Raw genomic sequence first — 13,969 nt, forward strand, 5'->3', positions numbered from 1 at the left:
ATTCTGAAACGAGGAAAAAAATGAAAATTTTATTTATTGGTGAATCATGGCATATCCATATGATCCACACAAAAGGTTATGACAGCTTCACATCAAGCAAATATGAAGAAGGCGCTACATTTTTATTAGAGTGTTTAAAGAATAAAGGTGTAGAAATTGATTATATGCCTGCCCATACAGTACAAATGGCATTTCCGAAAACTGTCGAAGAATTAGAGAAATATGATGTCGTTGTAATCAGCGATATCGGTGCTAATACATTCTTACTGCAAAATGATACTTTCTATAATATGAAAGTATTACCAAATGCATTAGGACTTATTAAGCAATATGTTAGCCAAGGTGGCGGCTTATTAATGATTGGCGGTTATTTATCCTTTATGGGTATTGAAGCGAAAGCGAATTATAAAAATACGTTATTAGCAGAAGTATTACCGGTTGAAATGCTAGATGGTGATGACCGTGTGGAAACACCTGAAGGTATTTTCGCAACACCAGAAAATACACAACATGACTCAATTAAAGGTTTTGGTAATTGGCCGATGTTCTTAGGCTATAACAAAGTTAAGCCAAAAGAAAATACAGACGTTGTTTTAAATATTGGTGAAGATCCATTATTAGTCTTTGGCCAATACGAAAGCGGAAAAACAGGTTGTTTTATGAGTGACTGTTCGCCGCACTGGGGAAGCCGCGAATTTATGGCTTGGGAACATTATTCAGATATGTGGGTAAATATCCTAAAACAAGTCGCACGTTAATTAATTCTTTAAAAGCAAAAAACCAAAAAATAAAGAAAATAAGTGCTGGATTCTATTCAGCACTTTGTAAGCCGATTACAAAAATAATGACTCATAGTCAAAATCCAAAAGGAATATTTTATGAGTGCTAAAAGTTATTCTACTCCGTTTTTAATGATAGCGACGGTATTAGCCGGTATGTTATCGCCAATGCAATCCGCAGTGAATGGGCAGCTCGGTGATGTTTTAAAAGATGGTAATGCGAGCGCAGTTATTTCATTTGCCAGCGGTTTGGTTGTGATGTTTTTTATCATTATTGCGAAAAAACAAACCCGTCAACAATTTGCAGCAATTCCGAGTTTAATTAAAAACAAGAAAATTCCACTGTGGAACTGGTTTGCAGGGTTATGTGGCGCAATGGTTGTGTTTTCTGAAGGGGCATCAGCCAGTGCATTAGGCATTGCAACCTTCCAAACAGCATTGATCTCAGCATTATTACTTTCTGGGCTATTATGCGACCGTTTTGGTATTGGTATCGATGAGAAAAAACCGTTTACCATGTTTCGTGTATTAGGTGCTGTATTTGCTGTTGTTGCCACTTTATTTGTGGTGTCACCACAGTGGCATTCTAGTTCAGCAATTTATTTAGCTATCTTGCCTTTCTTAGCAGGTCTATTGGCTGGCTGGCAGCCAGCAGGTAACTCCAAAGTTGCGGAAGCGACAGGCTCAATGATGGTTTCTATCACGTGGAACTTTATCGTTGGCTTTACTGTTTTAACGATTGCGTTAGTAATTCGCATGGCATTAGGGCATCTAACCCTTGAATTACCGGGTGTTTGGTGGATGTATTTAGGTGGTCCATTAGGCCTGATGTCGATTGCATTAATGGCTATTTTAGTTCGCGGTTTAGGTTTATTGATGTTAGGTGTAGCTTCAACGGCAGGGCAGTTACTTGGCTCCGTATTAATTGACCTTCTGTTACCATCCCTCGGTAATACCGTCTATTTAGTCACTATCATCGGTACCGTATTTGCCTTAGTGGGGGCGATTATCACCACCATTCCTGAGTTTAGAGAAGCAAAAGCGACAAAAGCCGCAGGAGTATAAAGATGAAAGGGTATATCCAAACAGTGACGGGTCCTGTTAAAAAAGAAGAAATGGGACTGACATTGCCACATGAGCATCTGTTTAACGATTTATCAACGGTTGTCGATGAGCCATTTTATGACTTTTCGCATGTTCTAGTTGATAAAAAAGTAAGCGCAGATATCCAATGGGGACTTAAACATGACCCGTATTGCTGCTGCGATAACATGGATAAAAAACCCATTGAAGATGTCATTTATGAAGTGAATAACTTCAAAGAATTAGGTGGCAGAACATTAGTCGATGCAACAGGTTCAAAAGCGATTGGCCGTGATGTGCACCAATTACGTGAAGTAGCGATTAAAACGGGGATTAACGTAGTCGCTTCTTCAGGTTTATATATCGAAAAGTTTGAAGGTGATCGCCTCGTTAATGACATCGATGCCATGGCTAAAATGATTGATGATGAGCTGAATATTGGGATTGATGGGACTGATATTTGTGCGGGCATGATTGGTGAAATTGGTGTTTCTCCATTTTTTACCGAAGGCGAAAAAAACAGTCTACGCGCAGCTTCCGTTGCTCAGTTGGCAAATGACCATGTTTCAATGAATATTCATATGCCAGGTTGGCAGCGCCGCGGTGATGAAGTTCTTGATATCTTAATTAAGGAGATGGGTGTTAACCCAGCTAAAATTTCCTTGGCGCACTCTGACCCATCAGGGAAAGACTTTGATTATCAACGTCGGATGTTAGATAGAGGTGTATGGCTTGAGTTCGACATGATAGGACTAGATATTTCATTTCCTAAAGAAGGGGTCGCTCCAACAGTGACCGAAACTGCGGATGCAGTGTGTAAACTGATTGAGATGGGATATGGCTCGCAAATCGTGTTAAGCCATGATGTATTCCTTAAGCAAATGTGGGCTAAAAATGGGGGAAATGGCTGGGGGTTTGTTCCTAATGTTTTCTTATCTTTACTCGCGAAAAAAGGCGTTGATAAATCAATGCTCAACCGTCTTTGTATTGATAACCCTGCAAATTTATTGGCATAAATAATTTAGTTCTATTTGAAAAGAAAACATTTGCGGCATCTCATTATGAGTGCCGCATTTTTTGTTTTTTTAGTTTGGCAAGGCGTTTCAATGATGTAGAGATCATCTATTAATCAGACAATTGATTGATTTTATTCTTGAAGAACATTCCGGGTATATCATTAAAAAACACTAACAAAACGCATGTTGAATTAACATTTTGCACAAATATCAATAACAATGACAATCTAAATAAGATACAATCGCGCGTTATAAATTCGTACCCAGATGACGGAAAAACGTTGCACCTGCGCTCCTCAATTAGACAATTTGCTGCCTATCTGGCGTTATTAGCGGTTGCTATGTTGTTCATTGCACCATTGATCTCTAAATCGATGGAACAGATGAATGATTGTATAGCGACGAATAACGTTACAGAAAATACTGCAATGGCAGAGCATTCGATGCATTCGCATCAAGGTATGCTGATGCCTGAAAATTGTGAACATAGCGGTGCAATGAATCACATGTTAATGACGGGAATTGGGCAATCGCCTATGGAAGATATTGCCTGCGGTTACTGTCAATTATTGGTTCACTTTCCGTTTCTTATCTTATTTATTGCCGCTGTTATTCGACAGCTTGCAACACTAACACTGTTCCTGCCATTTGAACGTTGTGTCCAGCTTTGGTTGTTTAGGCCTTGGACTTTGCGTTTAGCCCGTGCTCCACCATTTATCTGATTTTTTATCATTAATATATTCATAACATAATTCTATTTTTGCCTTATTCAGCAAAGTCGATTTTGTACATCTTGAATTTGATTATTTTTCAAGAGGTATCCCTATTGGGCGTGTCGATTTTGTGGCTAAGACAACGATGGCGGTATTTCTATTGATATAAAAAACAGGTTATAAATGAACACACGACAATTTAGATTTGCACCTGCGGCGATATTGGTTATCAGCGCGATTTGTTCCACCTCAGTGATGGCAAAAAATGATATTAACCAAAGCCCAATCTCTGAAAGCTCAGTCATGATCGTGACTGCCCCTGTTGATTCCCCATTAACGATTACGACGTCGCCAAAAACACCGAGGCAGCCTGTTCCTGCCAGTGATGGTTCTGATTACCTCAAAACTATCCCCGGTTTTTCCCAAATTCGTAATGGTGGAACCAATGGCGACCCGGTATTTCGTGGTATGTTTGGTTCACGTTTGCGTATTTTAACCAATGACAGCGAAATGCTAGGCGCATGCCCATCACGGATGGATGCACCTACATCCTATATATCCCCTGAGAACTTTGACGTTCTCAATATGATTAAAGGCCCACAAACGGTGCTTTGGGGGCCAGGTAACTCAGCAGGAACAATTCGTTTTGAACGTGAAAAACCGTTATTCACGGAAGGTGGAATTAAAGGGAATGCAAGCGCGCTAACGGCGTCAAATAACCGTTGGGATGCAAATGCGGATGTTAGCTTGGGCAATGAAACAGGTTACTTACGTGTTATTGGTAATAAATCACGTTCTGATGACTATAAAGACGGTAATGGCGATAAAGTCCCGTCGAAATGGGATAAATGGAATGCGGACATTGCACTGGGTTGGACGCCTGATGAGTACACGTTATTAGAGCTTACAGCAGGTAAAGGCGATGGAGAGGCCCGCTATGCGGGGCGTGGTATGGATGGTTCCCAATTTAAACGCGAAAGTTATGGGTTGCGTTTTGAAAAGAGCAACATCGGTGATGTTCTCGATAAAATAGAAGCCAATGCTTATTACAACTATGCTGACCATATTATGGATAACTATTCTCTGCGCTCACCATCAGGTGGCGGAATGGGAGGCCATATGGGGATGGGGCATGGCGGCCACGGTATGATGAATATGCCAATGAAAATGCGTGTCGACCGTGAAACTATGGGCGGTCGCGTGATGGGAACATGGTTGTGGACGGACTATGAGCTGCGAGCGGGGGCGGATATGCAAACCAACAAGCACCGTAGTAAGAATACGACTGGCTGGATGAAAGATGCGCAGTTCCAAGATTACGGCGTATTTAGTGAATTAACATGGCAAGCCACGGCACAAGGAAAAGTTGTTAGCGGAGCACGTTTGGATCGTGTCCTTGTTGAAAATAACAAGGAAGTCGGCTCTTCAGGGCGTAACACCATCATGCCAGCAGGTTTTGCTCGCTATGAGCATTCCCTCGAAAATACCCCAGTAATGTTGTATGCAGGTGTCGGCTATACCGAGCGTTTTCCTGATTATTGGGAATTATTTTCGCCCAAAATGGGGCCAGATGGCACAAGTAATGTTTTTGATAATCTAAAAACAGAAAAAACCACCCAGTTGGATATTGGCGCTAAATATAGCCATGAAAATACTAATGCGTGGGTTTCCGCGTATGTGGGCCGCGTTGATGATTTCATTCTTTTCCGCTATAGCGCCAGTAATCCGCGGATGAGCCAAGTTGAAAATGTGAATGCGATGATCATGGGCGGAGAGCTCGGTGTGGCACAAAAACTGAGTGAGGAGTGGAAAGCCGATGCCAGCCTTGCTTATGCGTGGGGAGAAAACAGAACAGACGGTAAAGCGCTTCCACAAATGCCACCACTTGAAAGCCGTTTTGGTTTGTCATGGGAAAAAGGGGATTGGACAACGACAGGGTTAGCTCGTGTTGTCAGTCGCCAAAGTCGTGTCGCCATTAACGACGGCAATGTAGTGGGGAAAGATTTTAGCAAAAGCGCAGGTTTTACCATTTTCTCACTTAATACAGCATACAAAGTGAATGAAAATATGAAGTTAAGTGCTGGGGTCGATAATCTATTTGATAAAACGTACAGTGAGCATTTGAATTTAGCGGGTAATAGCGGGTTTGGTTATTCATCTAACGTACCGGTGAATGAACCGGGCAGAACGTTCTGGGCTAAACTGAACGTAACGTTTTAATTTCTAGCCTACAAATAACCCGCTATTTATTAGCGGGTTATTAAGAATATTTTAAATTATAACGGGTATATAGTAATTGAGTTCTTGAATGTAGCTATATGGGTTATTGATAAAGTCATCATAAGTGGGTTTAGACTTCAGGACATAGAGCTCAACATCTGAGCCATCCCCTCGAACAATATCCATTTCAGCCAAAACCTTACCATAAGCAGTATAAATAATATCGTTGTAATCAGTGCCTTGAAGGCTGCCACTAAATTTGATTTCTAAATAATCTCCAGCGGGGACTTGTAGGCTTTTTGCTTGTGCAGGAACGATATCAACATCTTTTTCATCTAAAGCCGTGGTATATAAAAAACGACCTTCTTCGCTAGCATTCGGGTCAACGCCATGAATAGCATATAAATGTTGGGTAACATATTGGTTTTTATCAAGAAATGACTGCCAGTAATGGCGTCTAAGTTCTTCTGTTTTGAGGTTCCATTCATTGATGTCTTGGGTGTAACGGTGTTGAACGCCCAATAAATTGGTAGCAGGCAATTGGGTTAATTTAACCTGTACTTGTAATTCTTTACTGTCCCGAAGCGGGAGGCAAAAGCCATCCACTTTCCAACCTTCACGTTTGCGATATTCTGATGGGGTAAGATTAAATTGCTTTTTAAAGGCTCGACAAAATGTTTGTTGAGAATCAAAGCGATAACGAAGAGAGATATCCATGATGCTGTCATTAGTTAAGCGTAGTGCTACTGCTGAACAGGATAAGCGCCTTGCACGAATATAAGAACCCAACGCTAATCCTGTTTGGTTTTTAAACAGACGTTGAAAGTGCCATTTCGTGTAGCCTGACCTATCAGCCACCGTATCAAGGGATAGGCGAGATTCCAAATTTTGTTCAATCCAAAGAATGATTTCTCTGATAACGCTTTCTTGTAGCATGATAATCCTTTCAATTCGTTTTTACGTAATACCAACAGAATGCAAAACTATCAATAGCATGGGGCGATGTTATGCGAGTGCTCATAAGTGCTCTAAATAGGATAACACGCTTACTGACAATTTAATTAAAAAGATGTGAAGTTAAGTAAGTTTTACAGTAAATGCCTTAAGATAAACATAATGATATACACCTAGTCAGTGTTATTTTTTGCTCAAAAAAATACAGGCGAAAAATAATTTTTTATTATTGATAGAGGGAGAGGTAAAATAATGTAGTTTAAATATTATCAAATAAAGAATGTCTTTAATTGATAACTAATTGGTTTCTGTTGTTAAATGGCATTTAATGATGAAAGAGAAATTCATTACTATTTTGAATAAAATGTCTACTTTTTATTTAGTTAAAAGATTTAGACGTTTATTTATAGATTTCGAATCTGTAATTTATAATAATAAATTGAAAGTTAAGAAAAAGGTAGTTAGCTTTCAATAGTTATAGGTTGTGGAAACTAGTTGATACAATTGACAACAAATCGTCACGCTATTATGAGGATAATAACAATAAATAGCATGTATCTGTTTTATAATATGGATAAAATAAGCTAAAGTATTAGCGTGATAAAAATATTTTTAATGGATTGTCTTTATTGGATTATTCTTAAAATGAAAAGTAATCTAACGAATTCTTAATGTTATTTGTGATTTTGATCAATATTTTAATGTAATCATGAAACAAAACAAATTGTTTATTTTCAATGTGTTATTTTATTTTTTTTCTTTCTTTACCATTTTATAGTCGTTTTTTGATGTGTTTAACTGGTATTTTATTATCATAAGTCAATTCATACGGTTAAAGGGAGTGATAATTTACGCTTCCATTAATTGTACTGGTTTTATATCTATTAGGGGGAGTTATGAGTAAAGATAATATCGCTAAGATGTTAGGCATAAAAATTCGCATGCAACGCGAGAGTCATAATATGACAATTAAGCAAACTGCAACATTAATTGGTGTTTCTGAAGATGAAATGAATCGCTTTGAAACGGGTGATAGTTGTATTGATGTTGATTCATTATTTCAGTTTGCATATTTATTTAATTTAGAACCAACGACTTTTTTATATGGTGTCGTTAACACGAATAGTGGTGCGCGAAGTACATTGCATTAGTTAATTATCTTATAAATCGCTATTAGATAGATAATTAATTAGGTTTACTTGTAACTTAAGTTGTTAGGCTTGAAAAATGGACTTACACTAAATAAAACCATTACTAGTTAACTGGTTTATTATTTCGTCAGTAAGTTTGTTTACTTGTAACCAATGATTTGTTTGAAACAATTTTTCTTCATTACGTAGTTTTAGAATAAATTGGTCAAGTTGTTTAACGATGGAGTTTTCCTCGTTAATATTTTGATTTTCTTGATTAATGGTGAGCATACTTTCAACTTCATAACGGTAATTACACTGTTTAAGCGAAATTTTATCAGTAATATTTCCAGTATTAAAAAATAGCTCAAATGAAATAAGCAACCCGCCTTTCTGGCGAAGGTTAATGATGAGAACATCACCATTTTCCATTTTTGCAAACGGGTGTGAGTATTGAACAGAAGCCTCGCTTAGGACGAAGTCAGGTAATAACGATAAAAGTAATTCAACTTTTTGTGTTAATGTGCTGCGTAATGTATTGAAAGGAAGCCTATTTTCAGGCTCGATCATTCGATGGGAAGACAGTCGCAATAACCCCGTTTCGGATTTATTTTTGACTGCTAAAGATGTTTTGAGTTGAGTAAATGTCTCTTCAAAAGAAACTACAGGGTTGTAATTAATACTGACACCATTGCGCTTTGCTCGTTTAAGCAATTTGTTTAGCTCAGGTTCTTCATAGTTGGGGATATTGTTCAGTAAGAGATCTTTTCCTGCATCAATAGCGCGTTCTATCGTGAATTTGAGTAATTCATCGCTGCATACTGATGTCATGATGATGGAATTCACCTCATCATTATTCATCAGTTCCTCGATTCTCCGCTTCTGACACATGTAATAGCTCATTGACGGCAATGGCGGCTCGATATCGCAAACTGCTTTGAGCTCACAATGATGTGCGCTTAATTTGACTGCTTGAATATAAGGTAAATTTTGGTTGTGTGTTCCGATTAAACCAACGCCAGTGCGGTCTAGGGACATGACTGAATGTTGCTCTTCAAGTAAACGAAGATGGCCCAGTAAATACAAAAAGTGTGTGTTTACCATGTTTTATCCCTATTCACGATTTATATCAGAAATTCACATAATCTCAACATAACAGGGTGAAATAATAATTTCATTTGAATGTTTAGTTGGAATTTGTATTTTCTGATGTAACTCACAATTTACAGAAAATAATGTCGAAAAATCACATTTGAGTTGTCGAGTTGAACAAAAAGGCGTGAGTAGACTAAGAAGGGTTGATACACAGTAGGTAAATAGAAAGCTCTTAACCCATGGAGGTGTGAGTTAAGAGCCATTATTAGTTAAATGAGCTTGCTGCCTTGGCGGTAGGCTAAGGCAACAGTGAGTGACTGTGCTAAACATAACGTGGCTGACTGTGAACGAAACGCATCAACTTGGGCTTCTTTAATCACAAAACAGACATCACTAAAGCTAGCTAACGGGCTGATTTGACTATCAGTGATAACAATTTGCTTTGCCCCAGTTTGGGCTGCTTTTTCGCTTACCATCACGGTTTCAGAGGCATAAGGTGTGAAACTGATCGATATAACGACATCGTTTTCACTAATTCGGCTGATCTGCTCCTTAAACATCCCACCTAGTCCATCAATTAATACTGGGCGGCACTCTAAATGACTAAGTGCATAACTTAAGTAAGTGGCCACACTAAAGGAACGGCGCAAGCCAATAATATAGACGTTTTGTGCACCTGCTAATAATGAAACCGCTTTTTCCATATCTTCAGCAGGTGTTCTCGCGGCCATTTGCTGCAATGCTTGCGCGTTTGAATGCGCAAACTCTTTTAAAATTTGTGCTGGGTCATCACTTAATTCCTGATCGCTATCCATCTCACGAAAGAGCCTTGCTCTATCTGTATAGCTTGCAGTTTCCTCAACCAAGTTCATGCGAAACAGTTGTTTCATTTCATTGAAGCCACTGAAATCGAATGCATTGGCGAAGCGGATCAAGGTTGATGGAGGCACATTGGCCTCTTTAGCGATAACCGCAACCGTATCAAAGGCGACACTATTGGTATTATCGAGTACGTATCTTGCGACTTGTTGTAGACGTTTACTTAACTCATCGTACCGAGCACGAACTTGCTCTTGAAACTCATTTAAATTTGCTGCACTTGACATATAACCTCCATGATTTGGCTCTAATTGTAGTTGTTTTACGCCGTTAGTCGAATCTTTTTGAAACAATCAGTTCATACGATCCTGTCTTTCTCATCGTTTATTGTAATTGATGGGGATTTCACTCAACAAATTGAATGGGTTATCTCATGCATTCAATTTGTTGAATACACGAGGACAGCCGCATTTAACCCAATAAGTTTGATTGTTCTTGGGGAATTAATGATTAAAGCGGTTTTTGAAACGAACGTCTTTAAAGTGGATAAAAAATTTCATAAAAACTTTGACTGGATCACATATATTGAATGTTATTTCAAATTTAATTGAAAATGAAATGAATATTTCATATACATTAAATAACACAAGGTAACTCTATCAGCTAAAGAGAGGCAGCATGGAACAAATTCATAATTTCATTGGTGGTGAAATCGTATCCAGTCAAAGTGGGCGATTTGCGCCAGTATTTAACCCTGCAACAGGGGAGCAAATTGCACAAGTGGGACTTAGCAGCGCCGATGAAACGAAAAAAGCCATAGAAGTTGCGCACAAAGCATTCCCAAAATGGGCAAAGTTATCACCGTTAAAACGTTCACGCATCCTGTTTAAATTTAAAGCATTGCTTGAAGACAATATGGATGATTTAGCGCGTTTAATTTCAAAAGAACACGGTAAAGTTTTTTCTGATGCAGTGGGTGAATTGACTCGTGGCTTGGAAGTCGTTGAGTTTGCTTGCGGTATTCCGCACCTACAAAAAGGCGAACACTCAGCCAATGTGGCAACGGGCGTAGACAGCCATTCATTAATGCAACCTTTAGGGGTGTGTGCAGGGATTACGCCGTTTAACTTCCCTGCAATGGTACCAATGTGGATGTTCCCTGTGGCGATTGCAACGGGGAATACTTTTGTTTTAAAACCGTCTGAAAAAGATCCTTCTTTAGCATTGGCATTGGCAAAACTGCTTAAAGAAGCGGGTTTACCTGATGGCGTTTTTAATGTTGTTCAAGGTGATAAAGAGTCTGTTGATGTCTTATTAACCGCACCTGAAGTCCAAGCGGTCAGTTTTGTCGGTTCAACACCAATTGCAGAGTATATTTATGCCACAGCATCTGCCCATGGCAAGCGTTGCCAAGCGTTAGGCGGTGCGAAAAACCATTGTATCTTAATGCCTGATGCCGACATGGGGCAGGCTGCAAATGCCATTATGGGGGCAGGTTTTGGTGCCGCGGGCGAACGCTGTATGGCTCTATCAGTGGTGTTAGCCGTCGGTGATGAAACCGCAGATGCGTTGATTGCTAACCTGAAAGAGCAAATCGCTAAAATGACGGTTGGTCCAGGTATCACTGAAGGTAAAGAAAATGATATGGGGCCAGTTATCTCCGCGCAGCATAAAGCCAAAATTTGTGACTATATTACTAGCGGTGAAAAGCAAGGTGCGACTCTGCTTGTTGATGGTCGTGATTTTAAAGTAGCAGGTTTTGAAAATGGCTATTTTGTTGGGCCAACATTATTTGATAATGTCACGCCTGAAATGGACATTTATAAAGAAGAAATTTTTGGACCGGTGCTTGCTATAGTCCGTGTTCCAGATTTTGAAACTGGTTTGAAACTGATTAACCAACACGAATACGGTAATGGAACCGCGATATTTACCCGTGATGGTGAAACAGCGCGTGAATTCCAAGAGAATGTTCAAGCGGGAATGGTAGGTATTAATATCCCAATTCCTGTTCCGATGGCATTCCACAGCTTTGGTGGATGGAAACGTTCTATTTTTGGACCATTAAATGTGCATGGAAATGATGGTGTTCGCTTCTATACTCGCATGAAAACCGTGACAAGCCGTTGGCCCGCGAGTGTACGCTTAGAGCATCACGAAAGTAGTTTCACAATGCCAACCATGGAATAAATGGAGACCCATATGAATAAGCAGAAAATGACAACAGCTCAAGCATTGGTAAAGTTTCTTAACCAACAATATGTTGATGTCGATGGTGAGCAGTATCCGTTTATTCAGGGAGTATTTACGATTTTTGGCCATGGTAACGTTGTAGGTTTAGGGCAGGCGCTTGAAGAAGCGCCTGGTCACCTGCGTGTTTATCAAGGATGTAACGAGCAAGGTATGGCGCATATTGCGACGGGCTTTGCTAAGCAAAAGAAACGTAAGCAAATTTTTGCCGTTACTTCTTCAGTGGGTCCCGGTGCGGCGAATATGATCACCGCTGCCGCGACTGCCACGGCGAACCGTATCCCATTGTTATTATTGCCGGGTGATACATTTGCTACCCGTCAACCAGATCCTGTTTTACAGCAAGTCGAGCAATATGGTGATGGTACTATCAGCACCAACGATTGCTTCCGTCCTGTTTCCCGTTATTGGGATCGAATTTCACGTCCTGAGCAATTGATGGCTGCAATGGTTAATGCCATGCGGGTATTAACTGACCCTGCGGATACAGGCGCAGTGACCATTTGTTTACCGCAAGATGTGCAAGGTGAAGCGTGGGATTACCCTGATTATTTCTTTGAAAAACGTGTTCACCGCATCGAACGTCGCCCTGCAACAACCGTGAGTATCGAAGAGGCGGTTGCCCTGATTCAAAGTAAGAAAAAACCACTGTTAGTCTGTGGTGGTGGGGTGCGTTACTCCGAAGCACATGATGCATTTGTACAGTTCGCTGAAGATTACCACATTCCATTTGGGGAAACTCAAGCAGGGAAAAGCGCCATTGTTGCGAGCCATCCACTTAATGTTGGTGGAATAGGTACAACAGGGGGATTAGCCGCAAATTTACTGGCTAAAGAGGCTGACCTTGTTATTGGTGTTGGCACCCGTTTTACCGATTTTACAACAGCGTCGAAGTCCCTGTTTAGTCATCCTCAGGTTAAATTCCTCAATATCAATGTCGCCGAATTTGATGCAAGTAAGTTGGATGCATTAAAAGTGGTGGCCGATGCAAAAGAAGGGCTGCAAGCACTTGACGACAAATTAAAAGGTACTGGTTATCAAGGGCAGTGGGGTAATGAAATAAAACAAGCGAAAGCGCAGTGGAAAGAGGAACTCGGCCGTTTATTTAGCATTCAATACCAGCCATTAGATTTTATTCCTGAAATTGCAGGGCATCTTGATGACAAGCTCGAGGAGTACCGTAAGGTGCTAGGAACTGAGCTGACGCAAACCCGTGTGCTGGGGCTGATGCAGCAACACATGGAAGATAACGCCATCATTGTGGGGGCAGCGGGTTCATTACCTGGTGACTTGCAGCGTATTTGGCTACCAAAACAGCGGGACACTTACCATTTAGAATACGGCTATTCCTGCATGGGGTATGAAATTGCCGCAGCAGTTGGTGCCAAGATAGCAGCGCCTGAGCAACCAGTGTATGCGATGGTTGGCGATGGTTCTTACCTGATGCTACATAGCGAGTTACAAACGGCTATCCAAGAGAACATTAAAATCACGATTTTATTGTTTGATAACGCAGGGTTTGGTTGTATCAATAACTTACAGATGAGCCAGGGTATGGGTAGTTTTGGCACGGAAAACCGCCATCGAAATCCACAAACTGGCTTAATGGATGGGCCATTAGTGAAAGTAGATTTTGCGAAAAATGCAGAAAGTTATGGCTGTAAAAGTTATCGAGTATACGACGAATCACAGCTCTTGGAAGCACTTGAGAGCGCTAAAGGGCATTCGGGTTGTGTATTAATTGATATCAAAGTATTGCCAAAGACAATGACAAATGGCTATGAGGCTTGGTGGCGTACGGGTACGGCTCAAGTATCTAAGAAACCAGAAATTGTTGCTGCGGCAGAAAGTATTAAACAGATGGTTGATAACAACGTTCGCCTCTATTAGTGAACGGTTTGCATCTTATA

General features: G+C 40.2%; 11 protein-coding genes. 8 read left to right on the plus strand and 3 right to left on the minus strand.

Annotated features, from left to right (window positions below):
- The first annotated feature begins 20 nt into the window (after positions 1–20).
- The 5 genes from J6836_RS02075 (at position 21) to J6836_RS02095 (ending at position 5,811) form a co-directional block, all read left to right on the plus strand.
- Positions 21–758, plus strand: a complete 738-nt coding sequence (locus J6836_RS02075; protein WP_219246396.1) for a glutamine amidotransferase — start codon at positions 21–23, stop codon at positions 756–758.
- Positions 759–878: 120 nt separating this feature from the next.
- A complete protein-coding gene (locus J6836_RS02080) occupies positions 879–1,844 on the plus strand; it encodes a DMT family transporter (protein ID WP_219246398.1) in 966 nt (321 codons plus the stop codon).
- A gap of 2 nt (positions 1,845–1,846) precedes the next feature.
- On the plus strand, positions 1,847–2,878 hold the full coding sequence (locus J6836_RS02085) for a phosphotriesterase family protein (protein WP_219246400.1): 1,032 nt from the start codon (positions 1,847–1,849) through the stop codon (positions 2,876–2,878).
- A gap of 281 nt (positions 2,879–3,159) precedes the next feature.
- A complete protein-coding gene (locus J6836_RS02090; RefSeq protein ID WP_219246402.1) occupies positions 3,160–3,600 on the plus strand; it encodes a DUF2946 domain-containing protein in 441 nt (146 codons plus the stop codon).
- 174 nt (positions 3,601–3,774) lie between these two features.
- The gene (locus tag J6836_RS02095) at positions 3,775–5,811 is read left to right on the plus strand and encodes a TonB-dependent copper receptor (RefSeq protein ID WP_219246404.1); all 2,037 of its coding nucleotides are present in this window, start codon (positions 3,775–3,777) and stop codon (positions 5,809–5,811) included.
- A 51-nt stretch (positions 5,812–5,862) separates the two neighbouring features.
- Here the strand turns inward: J6836_RS02095 and J6836_RS02100 are convergent, their stop codons facing one another.
- Complete coding sequence (locus J6836_RS02100) at positions 5,863–6,747, minus strand: helix-turn-helix domain-containing protein (RefSeq protein WP_219246406.1); 885 nt, start codon at positions 6,745–6,747, stop codon at positions 5,863–5,865.
- 914 nt (positions 6,748–7,661) lie between these two features.
- Between J6836_RS02100 and J6836_RS02105 the strand changes: the two genes are divergently transcribed.
- Positions 7,662–7,916, plus strand: coding sequence for a helix-turn-helix domain-containing protein (locus tag J6836_RS02105; protein ID WP_219246409.1), 255 nt, complete (start codon positions 7,662–7,664; stop codon positions 7,914–7,916).
- Positions 7,917–8,003: 87 nt separating this feature from the next.
- Here J6836_RS02105 and J6836_RS02110 read toward each other — a convergent pair whose 3' ends face one another.
- Entirely contained in the window at positions 8,004–8,999 is a 996-nt protein-coding gene (locus tag J6836_RS02110; RefSeq protein ID WP_219246411.1) for a hypothetical protein, read from the minus strand.
- Between the two features lie 260 nt (positions 9,000–9,259).
- On the minus strand, positions 9,260–10,096 hold the full coding sequence (locus J6836_RS02115; RefSeq protein WP_219246413.1) for a MurR/RpiR family transcriptional regulator: 837 nt from the start codon (positions 10,094–10,096) through the stop codon (positions 9,260–9,262).
- Between the two features lie 391 nt (positions 10,097–10,487).
- Between J6836_RS02115 and J6836_RS02120 the strand changes: the two genes are divergently transcribed.
- Together J6836_RS02120 and iolD are read left to right on the plus strand one after the other, a co-directional pair.
- Positions 10,488–11,999, plus strand: coding sequence for a CoA-acylating methylmalonate-semialdehyde dehydrogenase (locus tag J6836_RS02120; protein WP_219246415.1), 1,512 nt, complete (start codon positions 10,488–10,490; stop codon positions 11,997–11,999).
- Positions 12,000–12,011: 12 nt separating this feature from the next.
- Entirely contained in the window at positions 12,012–13,949 is a 1,938-nt protein-coding gene (gene iolD, locus J6836_RS02125; RefSeq protein ID WP_219246417.1) for a 3D-(3,5/4)-trihydroxycyclohexane-1,2-dione acylhydrolase (decyclizing), read from the plus strand.
- Positions 13,950–13,969 lie beyond the last annotated feature (20 nt).

This window comes from Providencia sp. R33, assembly GCF_019343475.1.
Classification (GTDB): domain Bacteria; phylum Pseudomonadota; class Gammaproteobacteria; order Enterobacterales; family Enterobacteriaceae; genus Providencia.

What these genes read in the sequence shown, in the direction of transcription:
- J6836_RS02080 (WP_219246398.1), top strand. Translation starts at nt 879, where the DNA reads ATGAGTGCTAAAAGTTATTCTACTCCGTTTTTAATGATAGCGACGGTA.
- J6836_RS02075 (WP_219246396.1), top strand. Translation starts at nt 21, where the DNA reads ATGAAAATTTTATTTATTGGTGAATCATGGCATATCCATATGATCCAC.
- J6836_RS02095 (WP_219246404.1), top strand. Translation starts at nt 3,775, where the DNA reads ATGAACACACGACAATTTAGATTTGCACCTGCGGCGATATTGGTTATC.
- J6836_RS02110 (WP_219246411.1), bottom strand. Translation starts at nt 8,999, where the DNA reads ATGGTAAACACACACTTTTTGTATTTACTGGGCCATCTTCGTTTACTT.
- J6836_RS02105 (WP_219246409.1), top strand. Translation starts at nt 7,662, where the DNA reads ATGAGTAAAGATAATATCGCTAAGATGTTAGGCATAAAAATTCGCATG.
- J6836_RS02120 (WP_219246415.1), top strand. Translation starts at nt 10,488, where the DNA reads ATGGAACAAATTCATAATTTCATTGGTGGTGAAATCGTATCCAGTCAA.
- iolD (WP_219246417.1), top strand. Translation starts at nt 12,012, where the DNA reads ATGAATAAGCAGAAAATGACAACAGCTCAAGCATTGGTAAAGTTTCTT.
- J6836_RS02085 (WP_219246400.1), top strand. Translation starts at nt 1,847, where the DNA reads ATGAAAGGGTATATCCAAACAGTGACGGGTCCTGTTAAAAAAGAAGAA.
- J6836_RS02115 (WP_219246413.1), bottom strand. Translation starts at nt 10,096, where the DNA reads ATGTCAAGTGCAGCAAATTTAAATGAGTTTCAAGAGCAAGTTCGTGCT.
- J6836_RS02100 (WP_219246406.1), bottom strand. Translation starts at nt 6,747, where the DNA reads ATGCTACAAGAAAGCGTTATCAGAGAAATCATTCTTTGGATTGAACAA.